Origin of the sequence: Altererythrobacter sp. BO-6 (assembly GCF_011047315.1) — a bacterium.
Taxonomy (GTDB): Bacteria; Pseudomonadota; Alphaproteobacteria; order Sphingomonadales; family Sphingomonadaceae; genus Erythrobacter.
In genome coordinates this window covers 1,653,934-1,672,255 of record NZ_CP049259.1, presented here as the reverse complement: position 1 = coordinate 1,672,255, position 18,322 = coordinate 1,653,934, and the positions used below count along the sequence as shown (strand labels likewise).

Below are 18,322 nucleotides of genomic sequence, written 5' to 3'. Positions count from 1 at the left end.
ATTGGAACCTATCTTGCCGCTCCCGCTGAAAGCAGGCCGAACAGGCGACGCTTGCCCGGTGCGTGCCCCGCACCGCCGGATTTCATCACCCGCTTGCGGAACAGGGTCGAACCACCCTTGACGATCAGCAGCACCATCAGCGCCTGCCAGGCCAGCGCCGCCGTATGGACCCACAGCGTCTCCTGCATGGCGGCCCGCGCCAGCATGGCAAAGGGCGAGCTCAAGGGGAAAGCGACCGCGAACAGTTCGATCGGCGTACCCGGCTGGGTGATGGTGAAGGCGGCCAGGAAGAACACCATCAGCTGCATCATGGTGACCGGCATAGACAGCGTCTGCACTTCGCGCACCGTGGCGGCCATCGCGCCGATAGTCAGGAACAACGCGCCCAGAAGCAGGTAGGCCATGGCGAAATAGAGCAGGCCCAGCAGCGCGAAAAGCGGCCAGCCCACCGCTGGCTCAGGAAGGTTCTCGGGGCTGAATCCGGTCGATGCCGTAATCGCCTCGCCGCCCAGGGTCCACAGGCCCAACCCGACTGTGCCCCAAACGCCGATACCCACCAGCGACACCGCCAGCATCGCAAACAGCTTGCCCAGGAAAACCGAATCCATCGGGATTGCGGCAGCCAGGATTTCGATGATCTTGTTGGCCTTTTCCTCGACGAGATTGGACAGCACCATGCCCGCCAAGAGCATGGTCAGCAGGAACAGCATCGTCTGCGCCGCCTGTGCGGTGCGGATGCGTTCATTCCTGACTGTCGCGGCGCTGGTTTCGACCAATTGCGTGTCGATGGCGGGTAGCGGATCGGGTTTGGCCGCGCGGGCATCGCCGACTAGCAGCGCAACCGGACCTTGCCAGCGCAGCACTTCACCGCTGGTGCCGACCAGCGTGGGTTCCGCCAGAGAGCCAGCCAGGATTGCCGCGTAATTGCCACGCTTCTGTTCAAGGAAGCTGCGCGCGTCGAAATCCGGTTCGGTCAGGGCTTCTGGCACTTCCACAAGGACCGGCAGATTACCGCCCAGCCGCGGTCGCAATCGCTCTTGCGCCGCGAGCATGGCCGCATTCTCCGGCGCGGACATGGCGAGTCCCACCTCCAGGCTCAGCGTGTCGCGCTGCACCTGGCCGCCGATCCCGCCGGCCAGCGCACCGACGAATACCGGGAACAGCGGGCCAAGCAGGAAAAAGAAGAATGACCGGCTGAACAGCACGGCCACGAAGTCGCGCCGGGCGATGACCCATGCGGCCTGCAGTCGCGACAGCCGCGACTTGGGATGGGCGGCGTCGCTCATCGCTGGCCTCCTGCGTGATCGGCGGCCGAATCCTCGGCCAGGGCGCGGGCCGCAGCCTCGCCGGCAATATGGACGAAGGCGTCATGCAGCCCGGCCCGCTCGATCGATAGTGAAAGAATGCCCGCATCGCCTTCGATCAGCTGGCGCAGCAAGGGCTCGATCCCGCTGGCGGGCAAGGGGAACATGAAGAAATCGCCTTCGCGGCGCGTGTCCTTGGGAAGCGCAGCCATCCAGGCCCCTTCGCGCGCCCGGGTCTCCAGCCGCACCTGCGCCGGGATGCGGTCACGCGCGGCCTCGACGCTACCGGCATAAGGCACTTTGCCCCCGGCGATGATCGCCACCCCTTCGCACAACCGCTCGGCATGGTGGATCACATGGGTCGAGAAGATCACCGTCACCCCGTCTTCGGCCAGCGCGCGGATCATGCGTTCCAGCTTGCCCTGGTTGATCGCGTCGAGGCCGCTGAACGGTTCGTCAAGCACCACCAGCCGCGGCTGGTGCACCAGCGTCCCGAGCAATTGCACGGTCTGCGCCATGCCTTTGGACAGCTGGCGGATCTGCCGCTCTGCGGCATGGCCCAAATCGTGCCGCTCCATGAGCTCGCGCCCGCGCCGACGCCCTTCGGCCAGCGGCAGCCCGCGCAGGGCGCCCATGAAGGCGATGGCTTCGATCGCCTTCATCGCCGGATAGAGCCCGCGTTCTTCCGGCAGATAGCCGATCTCGCGAGCGATATCGTGCGGCCGGTCATGTCCGAACACGCGGCGCACACCTTCGTCGGGATCGATAATGCCCAGCAACATGCGCAGCGTGGTGGTCTTGCCCGCGCCATTGGGGCCAAGAATGCCGTAGATCGCGCCTTCGGGCACGCTGATGTCAACGCCATCGACTGCCAGCGTGCCGTCAAACCGCTTGACCAGCCCGCGCGCCTCGATCGCCAGCGGGCGCGAGGTGTTGCTGCGATTGCCCGGCCGCGCCTGATCGCTTACCGCAAGACTTCCAACTGCTGTATCCATAGTGCCCAGTTAACTGTCAGGGCTAAACGGGAGCAACCCCAAGCGTGGTTAACGCCGCAACAAATGGCGAATTGAAGGCGCGGCTGGAGGCAGAGGCGCGGCGGCTGGGCTTTGCCGCTTTCGGCGTGACCTTGGCACAGGACGATCCGCTGGTCGGGCGGCGCCTCGACGAATGGCTGGGCGAAGGCTGCCATGGCTCGATGGAATGGATGGAGGCGCGCAGCGATGTGCGGCGCGGGCCGCAAGCGATGTGGCCAGAGGCGAAAAGCGTGATCGCGCTTGGGATGAGCTATGCTCCGCAAACCGATCCGCTGGCGCTGGAAGCGCATCCGGACAAGGCGCGCATCTCCCTCTACGCCCAAGGCCGCGACTATCACGATACGGTGAAGAAGGCGCTCAAGGCCTTGGCGCGCTGGCTGGTCGCTGAAGTGCCGGAAGCGACGCTCAAGGTGTTTGTCGACACCGCGCCGGTGATGGAAAAGCCGCTGGGCCAGGCGGCGGGCCTCGGCTGGCAGGGCAAGCACACCAATCTCGTTAGCCGCGCCCATGGCAGCTGGCTGTTCCTCGGCGCGATTTACACCACGGTCGAGCTTCCCCCCGACGAAGCGCATGACGATCGCTGCGGATCGTGCAATGCGTGCCAGGTCGCCTGCCCGACCGATGCCTTTCCCGCGCCCTACCGGCTCGATGCGAGGCGCTGCATCTCCTACCTCACGATCGAGCACAAGGGGCCGATCCCGGAGGAATTCCGCGCGGCGCTGGGCAACCGTATCTATGGTTGCGACGATTGCCTGGCGGTGTGCCCGTGGAACAAGTTCGCCTCGGCTGCGCAGGCGCATCGCGACTTCCTGCCGAAAGAGGAACTGGTCGCGCCGCCTCTGGCAGAATTCCTCAGCTTTGATGATTCTGGCTTTCGGGCATTTTTTGCAGGATCGCCGATCAAGCGGATCGGGCGCGACCGGTTCATTCGCAACTGCCTCTACGCTGCGGGCAATAGCGGGCAGGTTGAATTAATTGTGCAGGCAGAAAAACTGCTTTTGGACCCTAATCCGATCGTCGCCGATGCTGCCCGATGGGCAGTCGAGCGGCTCAGAGCAAATCCTTGAGCGGCACTTCCGGGTCCGCCAGCAGGTCCAGATCCACTTCGCCGATTTCGCTTTCCAGCAGCTTGCGGCCCTGGACGTAATCCCTGGTGTTGTTGACGCAGTCGAAAGCGATCGGTTTGCCTTCCTTCAGATAGACCACGCTGAACTTGCGGCTCGCCGGATCGCCGCGCACCAGCGTCTGGTCGTAGTCGATTGAAAGCCCGGCCGTTTGCAGCTTGAGATCATACTGGTTCGACCAGAACCAAGGCAGTGCGTGATAGGGCTGCTTGTCGCCCATGATCGCGCGGGCAACCGTGTTGGCCATGTCATTGGCATTCTGGACTGATTCGAGCCGGATCACCGCTTGGTCAGCGAAAGGGTTGGCGTGCGCCGCGCAGTCGCCAATCGCAAACACATCGTCGAGCGTGGTGCGGCAATAGATATCGACATCGACCCCGTTCGATCCGGCGGCGCCGGCGGCGATCAGCGGACCGACTGCGGGGACGATCCCGATGCCGACTATCACCGCATCGCAGGGGATTACTTCGCCATCGCTCAGCCTTACGCCAGTAACTTTGCCACTATCGCCCTCTATCGCCTCTACGGCGGTTTCGAGCCGCAGATCCAAGCCATGCGCGCGGTGCTCGGCCTCGATGAAGCGCGACAATTCCTCGCCCGCGACCCGCGCCAGCACGCGCGGCAGCGCCTCCAGCAGCGTCACTTCGCAATCGAGCTTGCGCAGCACCGCAGCCGCTTCCAGCCCGATATAGCCGCCGCCGATCACGACGAAGCGCCGTGCGCCTTCATCGAGCTGCGCCATGATCGCATCGACGTCGCGTTTGTCGCGCACCGCGTGCACACCCTTCAAACTGGCGCCGGGGCAAGAGAGGCGGCGGGGATCGCCGCCGCCGGCCCAGATCAGCTTGCGATAGCCGATTCGCGATCCGTCGTGCAGCACCACTTCATGCGCGATCGGATCGACTTCGGTCACCATCGCGCCGAGCCGCATGGCGATGCCCTTGTCTGCCCAGAACTGCGCGGGACGGATCATGATTCGTTCGAACGGCTTGTCCCCGGCGAGATATTCCTTCGACAAGGGCGGGCGCTCATAGGGCGGCTCGCTGTCGCGCCCCAACATCAGGATGCTACCCTCGTGGCCCGCCAGGCGCAGCGCGATCGCCGCCTGCGCCCCGCCGTGGCCCGTCCCCACGATCACGACATCTGCTTTGTCCATGGCGCCAGTGGCTCGCCGCAAATCGGCGCGCCGTCAAGTGCCAGAGTTAGGGCGTCAGCCTAACGGTCTAGCAGGTTGCGCGCCTGGATCGCGACTTGCGCCAGCACCGCCGGCGCCACCGGAGACTGCATCTGCGCGCGATCGATCATGCGCCGGAATTGCGTGACAGCATCGGCGCGCTGGTCGAGCCATGACTCGACGGCAGTTTGCGGGCCGGGTTTGCCCTTGCAGTTGCGGCGCAGGAAATCGAGCCGCATGTGCTGGAAATCCCTTGCCAACCCGTTGACCAGCAAGCGTTCCCACGGGTCCGACGGGGCCATATCTTCGGCCGTCTGCTGTGCCCAGTCGAGCCCCAACCGCGCACCGAGCGTGATAAACGCCTCTGTCAGCGGCTTGGCCCCGATCCCGCTATCGCGCGCGAGCCCTGCCAGCCCGATTGAGCCATCGGTGTCGAACAGGTGAGCCACCTTCCCGGCGAGCGCACGCGGTGCGCCCTGGTTGACGAAATGGTCGCTTAGCTGCTTCGAGCGTTGGCGCACGGCATCGGACAGGAGCCCGTCAGACGCCGCCTCCAGCTGGGCGATGCCCTTGCCCAGGCTCTTGATCGCCTCGCTCGGCGAAAGGCCCGCCCCGCCATAACGGATCAGGTCGGCGATATGCGAACTCATCGCCGCCGCGGCGCGCTCCAGCAAGGTCAGGCGCGCGGTTTCCGGCATGTCGGCGGTTTCGAGATCCTGCCAGATCTGGCGCATGCCGAGCAGGTCCTCCACCGCGACAAAGGCCGCGCCGATCTGGGCCAGGCCCACGCCTTCTTCCTCGGCCAGTTCGAAGGGATGGATCAGGCCCAGCCGGTTGATGATGCGGTTGGCAAGCTTGGTCGCGATCAGTTCGTCGCGCAGGCGGTGGCCAAGGATCTGCTTGCGATAGCCGTCCTGCACCGCTTGCGGGAACGCGCCGATCAAATAGGGCTCAAGTGCCTTGTCCTTGACCAGCTCGCTTTGCTCGATCGCATCCTGCAGCACCAGCTTCGCGGACGAGAGCAGCACGGCCAGTTCAGGGCGGGTCAGGCCCTTGCCTTCGCCGGCGCGGCGCGAATAGGTTTCGCTATCGGCCAGCCCTTCGGTCTTGCGGTCGAGCGCGCCCATCTCCTCAAGCTTTTCGATCAGTCGCGCATGCGACGCAGTTTTTTGTGCGCCGTCCATTTGCGCGATCGATAGTGCCAGCGCCTGCAAGCGGTTGTCTTCGAGCACGATCCCGGCGACCTCGTCGGTCATGTCTTCCAGCAGCTTGTTGCGCTTCTTCTCAGGCAGCGAGCCCGACTGCTGCGCCGCCGCCAGCGCGATCTTGATGTTGACCTCATTGTCCGAGCAGTCGACGCCTGCCGAATTGTCGATGAAGTCGGTGTTGATCCGCCCGCCATTCAGCGCAAAGGCAATGCGCCCGGCCTGGGTCACGCCCAGGTTCGCGCCTTCGCCGATCACCTTGGCGCGGACATCGCCGGCATCGACCCGCAGTGCGTCATTGGCCGGATCGCCGACCTGCACATTGTTCTCGGATTCTGCCTTGATGTAGGTGCCGATCCCGCCGAACCAGATCAGGTCTACCGGGCTCTTGAGGATAGCGTTGATCAGCGTATCCGGATCGACCTCGCTAGCGACGATGCCGAGCGCGTCACGTGCCTGCTTCGACAGCTTGATGCTCTTGGCGCTGCGCGGGAATACCCCGCCGCCCTTCGAGATCAGGTCGGATTTGTAATCTTCCCAGCTCGATTGCGGCAAATCGTAAAGCCGCTGCCGTTCCTTCCAGCTCTTCGCCGGATCGGGATCGGGATCGATGAAGATATGGCGGTGATCGAAGGCGGCGACCAGCTTGATCGCTTTCGACAGCAACATGCCGTTGCCGAACACGTCGCCCGACATGTCGCCGCAGCCGACTACGCGGACCGGCTCGCTCTGCACGTCGACGCCCATTTCCAGGAAATGCCGCTGGACGGAGACCCACGCCCCCTTGGCGGTGATGCCCATCGCCTTGTGGTCATAGCCGTTCGAACCGCCACTGGCGAAGGCATCGCCCAGCCAGAAATCCTTCTTCTGGGCGATGCCATTGGCAACGTCGGAGAAGCGCGCCGTGCCCTTATCGGCGGCCACCACGAAATAGGGGTCTTCGCCATCAAGGATGCGCACGCCATCGGGGTGGACGACCTTGCCCTTCACGATATTGTCGGTGACCGACAGCAGCGTGCGGATAAAGATTTCGTAGCTGGCCTGGCCCTCTTCCGCCCATGCCGCACGGTCTTTCTGCGGCGAAGGCAGCTGCTTGGGATAGAATCCGCCTTTCGCACCCGATGGCACGATCACCGCGTTCTTGACCTTTTGCGCCTTCATCAGGCCAAGGATTTCGGTGCGGAAGTCGTCGCGCCGGTCGGACCAGCGCAGGCCCCCGCGGGCGATCGGCCCCGCGCGCAGGTGAATGCCTTCGACGCGGCGCGAATAGACCCAGATCTCGCGCCACGGCACCGGCTTGGGCAGGTTCGGGATCAGCGCGGAATCGATCTTGAACGCCAGTGCTTCCTCGCTTGCCGGGGCAAAGGCATTGGTCCGCAGGATCGCCTCGATCAGCGCCTGGTAGAGCCGCAGCAGGCGATCGTCATTGATCGCGCTGACTTTGGCCAGGCCTTTACGGATGCCATCACGCGCCGCTTTGGCAGCCTCTTCGCGATCGCCCTTGAACGCGGGATCGTGCCGGGCGCACAGCAGCGCGATCATCTCGCGCGTCACTTGCGGGGCATGGCCCAGTGCATCGACCACGGTGTAGATGGTGAAGCTCATCCCAGTCTGGCGCAAGTAGCGATAGAAGGCGCGCAGCCAGTTGGCCTCATGCGCCAGCAGGCCGGTGCCGGTCACCAGCCGGTTGAAGGGGTCGTCCTCATGCTCGCCGCTCAACACCGCGGCAATGGCATCCTCGATAATGTCGGCCCGGCTGAGTAAATCTTGCGCGTTTTCGCCTTCACCGAGCGCCAGGGTGAAATCGTGGATCGTGCCCAGTTCACCGCCTTCCAGCGAGGTCGGCAGTTCGGTCAGGACGCGAAAGCCGAAATTCTCCAGCGCCGGGACCGCATCGGACAGCGGCAGGGCGCCGTGCTGCTGGTAAACTTTCAAGCGCAGCCGATCGGACGGATCGCCTGGCAAGCGGCACAGGCGTACATCGCGTTCGCGGCTGTCATTGGCCACCAGCCGCCGTAGCCGGCAGATGTCGATCGCGGCTTCATGCGCTCCGTAGTCGGTGCGATAATATACCGGGAAAGCAGGGGCATAGCGCGCCGCGATGGCGGGGGCGCGTGAAGGCTCGTCAAGCTCGGTCAGCTGTCGCTCGACTGCTTCATTCCAGCCGCGCAGCATGTCCTGCAATTCGGCCTCCAGCGCACTTTCGTCATGCGCCTGTTTGGCGCTGCGGATATCGAGCACGAAGCGCAGCATGGCGAGATTTCCGCCCTCGACTTCGAGGCTCCAGTCGAGCAGCTCGGTTCCCTCATTGCGGGTCAGCATCGCTTCGATCCGCTCGCGCACCTGGGTCGAAACCATGTCGCGCGGGAACCAGACGAAGGCGAAGACGTGGCGGGCCAAGGGCGCCTCAACCAGCACCAGCCGCGGGCGCGGCCGGTCAACCAGGCTCATCATCGCCGTCGCCAGCCGTTCGGCGTCGTCATGCGTGGCCCCAACCAGCAAATCGTGCGGCAGCGCAGTAAACGCGTGCACCAGCGCCTTGTCGGCATGGCCGCCGGGATGGAAGCCGAGCCGTTTGGAAGCTTCCGACAAGGTATGGCTCAGGCGTGGCACCTTGTGCGGCGGGCTGGCGAGCGCAGCGCTGGTCCAGACGCCTGCATGGATCGACAGCGCAACCAGCTTGCCGTCTTCGCGCAGTGGCACGATGAACAGGTCCAGCGGCACGCGCCGGTGCACATTGGAAACGCGGTTGGCCTTGACGATCAGCAGGTCGGATGGTCTGCCCGCGCGCTCTTCGCTGTCGAACCAGGCGAAGGCGCGATCATAAGAGTTGTCCGCTAGCAGCTGGCGCGCGCTCTTGCGGCAGATACCCAGAATTTGCGCAAGGCTGCCGTCGCGTTTGCGGGTCAGGTGGCCCAGCTGGGTCAGCATGCCGGTGTTGAACCATTCGAGCAGGGCGCCGTTTTCCTCGTCGGCCAAGCGCTTGGCATCTTCCGCCATGGCTGCCTGCAGCTTCGGCCAGTCCTGTACCGCCGCGCGCACATCGCCCAGTGCGGTGCGCAGGCGCTTTTCGAGCTCGCGCCGCTGGCGCGCATCGCAGCGCTCGGTCTCGATATAGATCATCGATTCGCGGGCCGCGGCTTCGGCGTCTTTGCCTTTGGGCACGCCAGTCAGCTTACCGGCCTTGTCGCGTGTGACCGGCACGATCGGGTGGACCAGCCGGTCGATCGACAGCCCCTGCGCCGAGATCGTCGCCGCAATCGAATCGACCAGGAACGGCATGTCGTCATTGATGATCGCGATCCGCAGGAAGCGCCGGTCGCCTGCGATCGAGACCATGCCCAGCGCTGAACGGTCCGGCTCGCGCGCGGCGGCCGTGTCCAGCACAAACTGCGCTGCTTTCTTGAGCGATGAGGGGGAGAAGGGCGTGTCGCCCGGCAGGATCGATTGCCGCATCTGACGGGCAATTTCCTGCACCATGGTCTCGCTGGCGGATTTGCCGCCGGAGGTTGCACCGGTCTTGGAAGCCATATTCCTGCTATCCCTGCGCGTGTAATTTTGTTCTGTTATCGTGTAGTAATCATTCGCCGATAGGCGCATGGCCGGGCGCCTGCAAGCGAAGAACCGTCACGCTTCGACGCATGCCTGCACCGGTTCCAGTCCTACACAGGTTCGCGGGCGAGTGCACTGACTTTCCCTTACGGATTAGCGCGATGACTGCGTTGCGGCGGCTAAAGCCCGAGCGCCTCGGCGGTCAGCTCAAGCGAGCGGATGCGCGCTTCGGGATCATAGGTGGCGCCCGCTGCGATGATTTCGTCGGCGCCGGTTCGTTCGATGAACGCCTTGACCTTGGCGCGGACGCTGGCGGGGCTGCCCACAGCGGCGGCCTGGCCCAGATGATCGAGCATGGCCTGCGCCGGGGCGGGCAGGGTGTCGCGATACCCCTCTATCGGCGGCGGCAACTTGCCGGGATTGCCGCTGCGCAGGCGCACGAAGCTTTGCTGCTGGCTGGTGGCGAGCAATTCGGCCGCTGCGTCGGTCTCGGCCGCGAAGATGTTCATCGCCACCATCACATGCGGCTTGTCGAGCGCCTCGGAAGGTTCGAAGTCGCGGCGATAGAGCGCCAGCGCGGTATCGAGATGATCGGGCGCGAAATGCGCGGCAAAGGCATAGGGCATGCCCAATCGGGCCGCGAGCTGCGCGCCGAACAGGCTTGAGCCCAGCATCCAGAATTCGACCTGGGCGCCGCGGCCGGGCGTTGCGGAAATCGGCAGATCGACATCGCCGGTGATCAGCGCGCGCAGCTCCAGCACATCCTGCGGGAACATCTCGGCGGCCTGGTGCAGATTCTTGCGCAGCGCCCGCTGCAATTCGGGGCCAGCTCCCGGCGCACGGCCCAGCCCCAGGTCGATCCGCCCGGGGAACAGCGCGTCGAGCGTGCCGAACTGCTCGGCGATCTGGAACGGTGTGTGATTGGGCAGCATGATCCCGCCCGATCCGATCCGGATGGTGCTGGTGGCATTGCCGATATGGGCGAGCACGACCGAGGTGGCGCCGCCTGCGATCCCCTCCATCGCATGGTGCTCGGCCACCCAGAAGCGCTTGTAGCCGAAGCGCTCGGCAGCCTTGGCGAGGTCGGCTGCGGCCTGCATCGCCTCGGACACCGTCCCGCCTTCGCGCACCGGCACGAGATCGAGCACGGACAGTTGCGTCATGGCTGCGGCGCGCTTTCCGGCGCAGGCCCAAGCTGGTCGAGATAGCGCTGCGCGGTTGCCGCCTCATCGCTGTCCGGCGCCAGTTCGATGACCGATTGCCAGCTGGCCCGGGCCGCTTCTTCACGTGCGCTGAGGATCGCAATGACGCCGGCTTCGAGGCCGATTGCCGGGTCGAGCGGGGCTAGCCGCGCGGCCTCCTCGATCTGTGACTGAGCCTCGGGCAAGCGGTCGAGCCGCCGCAGCAATGTTGCTGAAAGCAGCCGCGTTTCCGCATCCTCCGGTTGCAGGTTACGCGCTTCGGCAAGGGCGGCCTCGGCCGCTTCCAGCTGGCCGCTGCCAACCAGCGCGCGGGCGCGGTCAAGCGCGATCAGCGCCTGCATGGTTCCCGCCCCGGAAGCGGCGGCATCGTCGCGCGCCCCATCAAGCAGTGCCAGCGCGCCACCAAGGTCGCCCGTCACCAGCGCCGCATTGCCTGCCATCGCACCGAAGCGCGCCCGCAGTCGGCGATCTTCCGCCGGCGTTTCCTGTAGCGCGGCGGTGAAGGCCGCGCGCGCCTCTTCCCAGCGCTCGAGCCGGGTCGAGGCGAGGCCGAGGCAATGGTTGGCGAGCACGCGCTCTTCGCCCGAGGTCGTGTCGCGCCTTATCTGCGCCTGTACATGCGCGCGGGCGGGGTCCTCGTCGAGCTGTGCGAGGCATTCCCCGAGCCAGCCGCTTGTCTCGGGCGCGTCAACGATCGTGCTTTCGCGCGGCGGCCGGTCCTGCACTTCCGCGGAATAGTCCGGCACCGTCATATTGCTGGGATCGGGCACGGCCTGCATCGTCAGGGGAAGGAGAATGGCGGTGAGTATCATCGGGGGGGTCCTAGTCGAACAGGCTCCAGGCCTGGCGCAGCAAGAGGGCGATATCCTGCTCGCGCGACAAGCGGTGGTCGCCGTCCTTTACCAGCGCCACCTGTATGTCGTCCGAACGAAGCGCTTTGCACAGGCGCAGGCTGATTTCCCACGGAACGTCTTCGTCGCGCTGGCCATGGATCAGGCGCACCGGGCAGGTCAGGGCAATCCCCGCACCCAGCAGCAAGTGTTGCTGCGCGTCCTGCCAGAAATGCGCATGGGTTGGGGTCGGCTCGGGGCCACAGGGATTGTCTTCATAAATCGTTGCGCCTGCAGCGAGCTGCGCCTTCTGTTCATCCGCATAGCCCCAGTCGGCGAAATCGGGCGCTGCCGCGATACCCACCAGCCCGGCCAGTCGTTCCTTGAGGGCCAGGCCGACCAGCAGCATCAGCCAGCCGCCCATCGAGGACCCGATCAGGATTACCGGCCCTTCGATTTGGGCTTCGATCAGCGCGAGAACTTCGTCGCGCCATCGGCTCAAGCTGCCTTCTGCGAAATCCCCGCTGCTCTGCCCGCAACCCGAATAGTCGAGCAGCAGGCAGGCGCGGCCTTCGTTACGTGCCTTTTCGAAGCCGGCGGTCGCTTTCCCTCCCGCCATGTCGGACATATAGCCGGGCAGGAACACCAGCGCGGGGGCAGTGCCGGGGGTGTAGCGGAAGGCGATCCGGCGCCCGTCGTCGATTTCGTGAAACTGCACATATTCCATGCCCGCGTTCATGCCCGCCACCGGCACGGCTTGCAATCAGTCTCGGCTGAATATCTCCTCGATCGCAAGTCCGAACACATCGGCAATCTTGAAGGCGAGCGGCAGCGAAGGGTCATAGCGGCCAGTCTCGATCGCGTTCACGCTCTGGCGACTGACCTCCAGCCGCTCGGCCAGGTCCTGCTGGCTCCAGTTTCGCTCGGCGCGCAGCACCTTGAGGCGGTTTTTCATGCGCAGGACCCGGCCGTGCCCATGGTCAGCTTATTGTAAAGCGCGCCCACGCCCAGTCCTATGAACCAGAAGAAGGCCGCGCCGAAGCCTCCATTGCCCGGAGGCACCAGTTCGAAGTTCTGGAGGAACTCCCACACCGTCATCACGGTCAGGCAAAAGCCTGTGGCCACCATGCATTGGCGCACGATCAGCAAACGGATGAATTCATCGGTCTCCTCGATGATGAAACGCATCACGGCCCAGAACACGCCGATGATCGGCAGGGCCGGGGCGATCGCAAGCGTCCAAGCAGCCGGGCCGCTTACCAGCCCGTGCTTGAACAGCCAGACCGCAGCAAACAGCGCCAGCACGTAAACGGTCATCAATGCCGCCAGCCGACGGCCATAACGCCGTGCCGCCGGACTCCATCGCCGGGCCATCGTCAGCACCTTCCGGCGCAGCGGCCGGAGCGGCTCAACCAGGCTGACGGGAACAGAGCCAGGAGGGCGACGGGAGCGTATTGCGCTGCCTCTTCCGGAATAATGTCGAGAATGGCGAGCACGGCGATGCCGAGCATTGTGCTGGCCAGCAGCACGGCCTTGTAGATTTGCGGCATGGTCAAGCTTCCTTTCAACTATGGAAAGGGCACTTGTCATTGATTCGCTCGAGTGTCAAGTACACTTTCCAAACTGGAGTGGGACCTTTCCCATTTGGCTCGAACGAGGATGCGGTACCTTGCGGCGATGTCTCATCAACCAAAGCGGGATCGGATGACCACTGCGATCAGGGTAATGACATCGCAAGACCTTGCGCCTATATGGCGGGGCATGGCGCAGAAGCGGACCACCACGATCACAACTACCACCTCGGATATCCGGGGGCGGTCGGTCGTGCGCTAACAGCCGATCCGCCACCCGGTTTCGGGTGGCGCTGGTGTCAGCCTCCCGAAAATTTGCGAATTCACCGACACCGCTCTTCAAGCGCGCGCGGCTCTGTGCCATGGGCCAGCGCAAGTGAAACGGATGAGACGATGACGGAACTGCTCAAGATCAGCCTGCCCGATGGCTCGGTGCGCGAAATGGAACGGGGATCGACCCCGGCGGATGTCGCCGCTGCAATCGGCCCCGGCCTTGCCAAGGCGGCGCTGGCTGCGCGTGTGAATGGAGAATTGCGCGACTTGGATCGACCCTTCGAAGGCGATGCCGAGCTGGCACTGGTCACTGCGCGCGATGAGGCGGATGCGCTGGAACTGGCGCGGCACGACTATGCCCATGTCCTTGCTGAAGCAGTGCAGGCGCTGTGGCCCGGCACGCAGATCACCTTTGGCCCGGCGACCGATGACGGCTTCTATTATGACGTGATGGCACCCGCCAGCCGCGCGCCCTTCAGCATGGATGATCTTCCCGCGATCGAGGAAAAGATGCGCGAGATCATCCGTGCCGACAAGCCGCTCCGCCGCGAGGTGTGGTCGCGCCAGCAACTGATCGACAAGTGGCAGGCCGAAGGCGAGAGCTTCAAGGCTGAATGGGCGCAAGAACTGCCCGAGGGCGAAGAACTGACGGTCTACTGGTCGGGTGACGACTGGCTCGACATGTGCCGCGGCCCGCACCTGCCCTCCACCGGCAAGCTCGATCCGCAAGCCTTCAAGCTGATGCGTGTCGCGGGTGCCTATTGGCGCGGCGACCAGCGCAATGCGCAGCTGACGCGAATTTACGGCACCGGCTGGCTCAACAAGAAGCAGCTCGATGCGCACCTGCACCGGCTGGAGGAAGCGGCCAAGCGCGACCACCGCAAGCTGGGCCGCGAGATGGACCTGTTCCACCTGCAGGAAGAGGCGCACGGCAGCGTCTTCTGGCACCCGCATGGCTACAAGGTGTGGCGCGAGCTCGAGGCCTATATGCGCCGCGCGATCGACGCCGCCGGCTATCAGGAGGTCAAGACCCCGCAGGTCATGGACGCGCGCCAGTGGGAGCAGTCCGGCCATTGGGGCAAGTACCGCGAGAACATGTTCGTCATCCCCGACGAAGTGCCCAACACCGAGGATGAAGGCCCGTTGGTGTCGGACGATGCCGACTGGATGGCGCTCAAGCCGATGAACTGCCCGGCGCATGTGCTGATCTTCCGCCAGGGCATCAAGAGCTATCGCGACCTGCCGCTGCGCCTTTACGAAAACGGCTGCTGCCATCGCAATGAACCGCACGGCGCGCTGCACGGGTTGATGCGCGTGCGCCAGTTCACGCAGGATGATGCGCATATCTTCTGCCGCGAAGACCAGATCGTCGAGGAAGTGCGCAAGTTCTGCGAACTGGCTGACCGGATCTACCGGGACTTCGGCTTTTCCTACCAGATCAAGCTCGCGCTGCGGCCCGAGCAGCGTTACGGCTCCGACGCGGACTGGGACAAGGCCGAGGCTGAACTGCGCCAGGCGGTGATCGACGCCGGCCTTGCAACCAAGGAATATGGCTGGGAAGAGCTGCCCGGCGAAGGCGCTTTTTACGCACCCAAGCTCGAATGGCACCTCACCGACGCGATCGGCCGCACCTGGCAGGTCGGCACGATCCAGTCCGACCGCGTGCTGCCCGAACGGCTTGACGCAAGCTACATCGGGGAAGACGGCGAGAAGCACCGACCGGTGATGCTCCACCGCGCAATCTTCGGGTCCTACGAGCGTTTTATCGGCATCCTGATCGAGCATTTCGCCGGGCGCCTGCCGGTTTGGCTGGCGCCGGTCCAGGCGGTGGTAGCGACGATCGTATCCAACGCCGATGGCTACGCCAAGGACGTGGTGGCCAAGCTCGAGACGGCCGGAATCCGTGTCGACAGCGATCTCAGGAACGAGAAGATCAACTACAAGGTGCGCGAACACAGCCTAGCCAAGGTTCCGCATCTGCTGGTGGTGGGCAAGCGCGAGGCCGAAGAAGGCACGGTCGCCGTGCGCACCCTGGGCGTCGAGCACCAGAAGGTGATGAGCGTCGAAGAAGCGATCGCGATGCTGGAAGAAGCGGCAACGCCGCCGGATCTGGCCTAAGTCAGAAAGGAAGAGTCAGAAAGGAAGCGCGCGGCCGGCGGCGATAAGTGCCACGGCGCAAGAGCACACGATCGTCGATCGCAGCACTTCCATCCGGGCCTCTGCGACTTTGTGTGCCCACTCGGCCGCGCGCGTAAGGGTAATGACTTTGGACATGGCGCCAATTGTCGCGCCGAAATCCTAACGGGTCGTTAAACTGGCTCTAGGGCAGGCATTTGCTGGCTGGCGCAGTGGAATCCGCCGCCGCCCGCAAGCACGGCCTCGCCCGGCAGGCCAATCGTGTCGCGATCAGGGAATAGCGCGGCAATCGCCGCTACGCCTTCGGCATCATGCGGCGAGCCGAAGGTCGGCACTACGACCAAATGTGTGGTGATCGCAAAATTGACATAGCTGGCCGGTTCGATTGTTCCATCCCGTTCGATAAGGCCCGGCGAGGGTATTTCGTACAGCTTTAAGCCTGCTTCAAGGATACGCGCCTTCGCGTCGGCATAAATCGCGGCGTTGGGGTCATCAGTGCCCGTGGCGCGCGGCAAGACCACTTCCCCGGGCGCCACAAAGCGCACGAGATTGTCGACATGCCCGTCAGTATGGTCGTTGATAAGCCCACCGCCCAGCCAGATGACTTGTGTGAAGCCGAGGTCCCGCGCCAGTCGCGCCTCGATCTCGCCGCGTGATAACTGCGGGTTACGATTGGGGTTGAGCAGACATTGCTCGGTCGTCAGCACGATCCCCGTGCCGTCGCCATCGATCGCCCCGCCTTCAAGGATCCAGTCGCTCTCGACCACCGGCAAGCCGGCATCGCCGGCCAGCTCTGCGCCGATCGTCTGATCGCCCGGCATCAGATATTTGCCGCCCCAGCCGTTGAAGCAGCAGCGCAGCGCGCTTCCGTCAGCGCGCACTAGCGGCCCCGTATCGCGCAGCCAGATATCGCCATAGACGCGCCGCTCCAGAGTGACCGCGCCTGACACCAGCTCGCGGGCACGCGCTTCGTTGGCCTCGTCGCGCACCAGCAAGCGCACTTCCTGCCCGCTCTCCGCCACGGCGCTGGCGAAAGCGGCGATCTGCACTTGCGCGGGTTCCAGCCAGCCGGGCCATTCATCGGCCAGGTGTGGGAAGCCGATCCACAGCCAGTCCTGCGGAGCCCATTCGGGCGGCATCAGGATGTCAGCCATCGACCGGTTACCCCTTTCCTCAGCGCAGCCGGACTCAGCAGCCGGTGTCGGCGGCGGCGCAGGATTCGTCGCGGGTTGCGCGGAATTCGTCGCCGTCGTTCCAGTTGGGCCAGCTGGTGCTCATCGCCATCATCCGGCCAAGGCGATACATCAGCTGCAGGTCGGCCATCACGCCTGACCAGTCCCAATTCTCGTCGAACTCGTCTTTCGGCCCGTGATAGCGGTTGGCGCGATAGTCATCGGCCAGCGCCTTGCCGGCCTCCTTGCCGCCTTCGATCAGGTCTTGCCCGCCGTCGAGATACAGCATCGGCACGCCCAGCTTGGCAAAGGCGAAATGATCGCTGCGATAGTAGTAGCCTGCTTCCGGGCTGGGGTTGGGAGTGGCTACGCGGCCGTCCGCGACCAGTGCCGCTTCAAGGAACTGGTCAAGTTGCGACTTGCCTGGGCCCACCACAGTCACGTCCTTGGCCGGCCCGGCCATGTCGAAGGCGTCCATATTCACCCCGCCCACCGTTTGCGCCAGCGGGAAGACGGGGTTTTCGGCGTAGTAATGCGCGCCGAGCAGGCCCGATTCCTCAGCGGTCACCGCCAGGAACACCAGGCTGCGGTCAGGCGCCCCAGCCTTGGCATGCGCTTCCGCCAGTGCGACCAGCGCCGCCGTGCCGGTGGCGTTGTCCACCGCGCCGTTGCAGATATCGTCGCCGTCGGGCGCGGGCGTGCAGCGGCCCAGATGGTCCCAATGCGCGGTGTAAAGGACATATTCGTCAGGCCGTTTGGCGCCGGGCAGAACCCCGATGACATTCTTTGACATGAATGTGCGGATATCGTTCTGGAAGCTGGTCGAGGCGGTGAAGCCCAGCGGCACCGGCTTGAAGCCCTCTTGCTTTGAAGCGGCGCTCAGTGCGTCGAGATCCTGCCCCGCAGCGGCCAGCAATTCGCGCGCGACTTCCTTCTGGATCCAGCCGTTCATCAGCGTGCGCGGCGGCGCGTTGTCGCCATACTGGGGATAGGCTTGCGCGCCCGACCAGGAGCTCTCGACCACGTTCCAGCCATAGCTTGCCGGTTCGGTGTCATGCACGATCAGCGCGCCCGCTGCCCCCTGCCGCGCCGCCTCTTCGAACTTGTAGGTCCAGCGCCCGTAATAGGTCATCGCTCGGCCGTTGAACGGACCGGTCAGGCCCGGCGTTTCCCAGTCGGGATCGTTGACCAGGATCACCACCGTCTTTCCCTTGACGTCGACGCCATCGTAGTCGTTCCAGCCACGTTCGGGAGCGTTGATGCCGTAACCGACGAACACCAGCTCGCTATTGGCCAGCTGGGTTTGTGCGTCCTCGCGATAGGTCACGCCCACCCATTCGCTGCCGAAGTCATAGACCAAGTCGGTCTGGCCATTGGTGATGGTGAGCGGCGCGAAATTCTTGCCGGTGATTTCCACCAGCGGCACATCCTGCACCCACGACCCGTTGTTGCCCGGCTGAAGGCCGGCAGCAGCGAATTTCTCGCTCAGCAGGGCGACGGTCAGCTCTTCCCCCTTGGTGCCGGGCATACGGCCTTCGAACTCGTCGGATGCAAGCTTGCGCGTGACATCGACCATGGTTGCCTGCGAAATGTCGCCATTGGCGACTTCGGGAATGTCGAGCGCGGCCTCGCCGCTCATGCCGTTGCAACTAGCCAGCAGCAACGATGCGCCAGCAAGGCCGATCATCGATCTGATCATCAGGGGGTATCCTCTTCCAAAGTACGTGCGGCGCCTCCCTTTGCAG

At 64.6% G+C, this 18,322-nt stretch carries 14 protein-coding genes; 2 read left to right on the top strand and 12 right to left on the bottom strand.

Annotation, left to right across the window (positions count from 1 at the left end):
* Positions 1-8: 8 nt before the first annotated feature.
* Together G6N82_RS08120 and G6N82_RS08115 are read right to left on the bottom strand one after the other, a co-directional pair.
* Complete coding sequence (locus tag G6N82_RS08120) at positions 9-1,286, bottom strand: ABC transporter permease (protein ID WP_165195448.1); 1,278 nt, start codon at positions 1,284-1,286, stop codon at positions 9-11.
* Positions 1,283-2,299, bottom strand: a complete 1,017-nt coding sequence (locus tag G6N82_RS08115; RefSeq protein ID WP_165195446.1) for an ATP-binding cassette domain-containing protein — start codon at positions 2,297-2,299, stop codon at positions 1,283-1,285. The genes G6N82_RS08120 and G6N82_RS08115 overlap by 4 nt, the downstream gene beginning before the upstream one ends.
* A 44-nt stretch (positions 2,300-2,343) precedes the next feature.
* On the opposite strand from G6N82_RS08115, the gene queG reads away from it, so the two are divergent.
* The gene (queG, locus tag G6N82_RS08110) at positions 2,344-3,405 is read left to right on the top strand and encodes a tRNA epoxyqueuosine(34) reductase QueG (RefSeq protein ID WP_165195444.1); all 1,062 of its coding nucleotides are present in this window, start codon (positions 2,344-2,346) and stop codon (positions 3,403-3,405) included.
* Here queG and G6N82_RS08105 read toward each other — a convergent pair.
* The 8 genes from G6N82_RS08105 to G6N82_RS08070 all read right to left on the bottom strand — a co-directional run bounded on the left by G6N82_RS08105 (position 3,389) and on the right by G6N82_RS08070 (position 12,975).
* The gene (locus G6N82_RS08105) at positions 3,389-4,618 is read right to left on the bottom strand and encodes an FAD-dependent oxidoreductase (protein WP_165195442.1); all 1,230 of its coding nucleotides are present in this window, start codon (positions 4,616-4,618) and stop codon (positions 3,389-3,391) included. The two genes, queG and G6N82_RS08105, sit on opposite strands and share 17 nt — an antisense overlap.
* A gap of 59 nt (positions 4,619-4,677) precedes the next feature.
* On the bottom strand, positions 4,678-9,372 hold the full coding sequence (locus tag G6N82_RS08100) for an NAD-glutamate dehydrogenase domain-containing protein (protein WP_165195440.1): 4,695 nt from the start codon (positions 9,370-9,372) through the stop codon (positions 4,678-4,680).
* A 200-nt stretch (positions 9,373-9,572) separates the two neighbouring features.
* Positions 9,573-10,556: an LLM class flavin-dependent oxidoreductase gene (locus G6N82_RS08095; RefSeq protein WP_165195438.1), complete on the bottom strand. Its 984-nt coding sequence runs from the start codon at positions 10,554-10,556 to the stop codon at positions 9,573-9,575.
* Positions 10,553-11,407: a tetratricopeptide repeat protein gene (locus G6N82_RS08090; RefSeq protein ID WP_165195436.1), complete on the bottom strand. Its 855-nt coding sequence runs from the start codon at positions 11,405-11,407 to the stop codon at positions 10,553-10,555. Before G6N82_RS08090 ends, G6N82_RS08095 begins: the two co-directional genes overlap by 4 nt.
* Positions 11,408-11,417: 10 nt before the next feature.
* Complete coding sequence (locus tag G6N82_RS08085; protein WP_165198075.1) at positions 11,418-12,152, bottom strand: alpha/beta hydrolase; 735 nt, start codon at positions 12,150-12,152, stop codon at positions 11,418-11,420.
* A gap of 36 nt (positions 12,153-12,188) precedes the next feature.
* On the bottom strand, positions 12,189-12,380 hold the full coding sequence (locus G6N82_RS08080) for a helix-turn-helix transcriptional regulator (protein WP_165195434.1): 192 nt from the start codon (positions 12,378-12,380) through the stop codon (positions 12,189-12,191).
* On the bottom strand, positions 12,377-12,799 hold the full coding sequence (locus tag G6N82_RS08075; protein WP_165195432.1) for a hypothetical protein: 423 nt from the start codon (positions 12,797-12,799) through the stop codon (positions 12,377-12,379). The genes G6N82_RS08080 and G6N82_RS08075 overlap by 4 nt, the downstream gene beginning before the upstream one ends.
* A 2-nt stretch (positions 12,800-12,801) precedes the next feature.
* Positions 12,802-12,975, bottom strand: a complete 174-nt coding sequence (locus G6N82_RS08070; RefSeq protein WP_165195431.1) for a hypothetical protein — start codon at positions 12,973-12,975, stop codon at positions 12,802-12,804.
* 414 nt (positions 12,976-13,389) lie between these two features.
* On the opposite strand from G6N82_RS08070, the gene thrS reads away from it, so the two are divergent.
* The gene (gene thrS / locus G6N82_RS08065) at positions 13,390-15,387 is read left to right on the top strand and encodes a threonine--tRNA ligase (protein ID WP_165195429.1); all 1,998 of its coding nucleotides are present in this window, start codon (positions 13,390-13,392) and stop codon (positions 15,385-15,387) included.
* A gap of 191 nt (positions 15,388-15,578) precedes the next feature.
* Here thrS and G6N82_RS08060 read toward each other — a convergent pair whose 3' ends face one another.
* Positions 15,579-16,559, bottom strand: a complete 981-nt coding sequence (locus G6N82_RS08060; RefSeq protein ID WP_241255038.1) for an agmatine deiminase family protein — start codon at positions 16,557-16,559, stop codon at positions 15,579-15,581.
* Between the two features lie 34 nt (positions 16,560-16,593).
* Positions 16,594-18,276, bottom strand: a complete 1,683-nt coding sequence (locus G6N82_RS08055) for a M28 family metallopeptidase (protein WP_165195428.1) — start codon at positions 18,274-18,276, stop codon at positions 16,594-16,596.
* Positions 18,277-18,322: the final 46 nt, after the last annotated feature.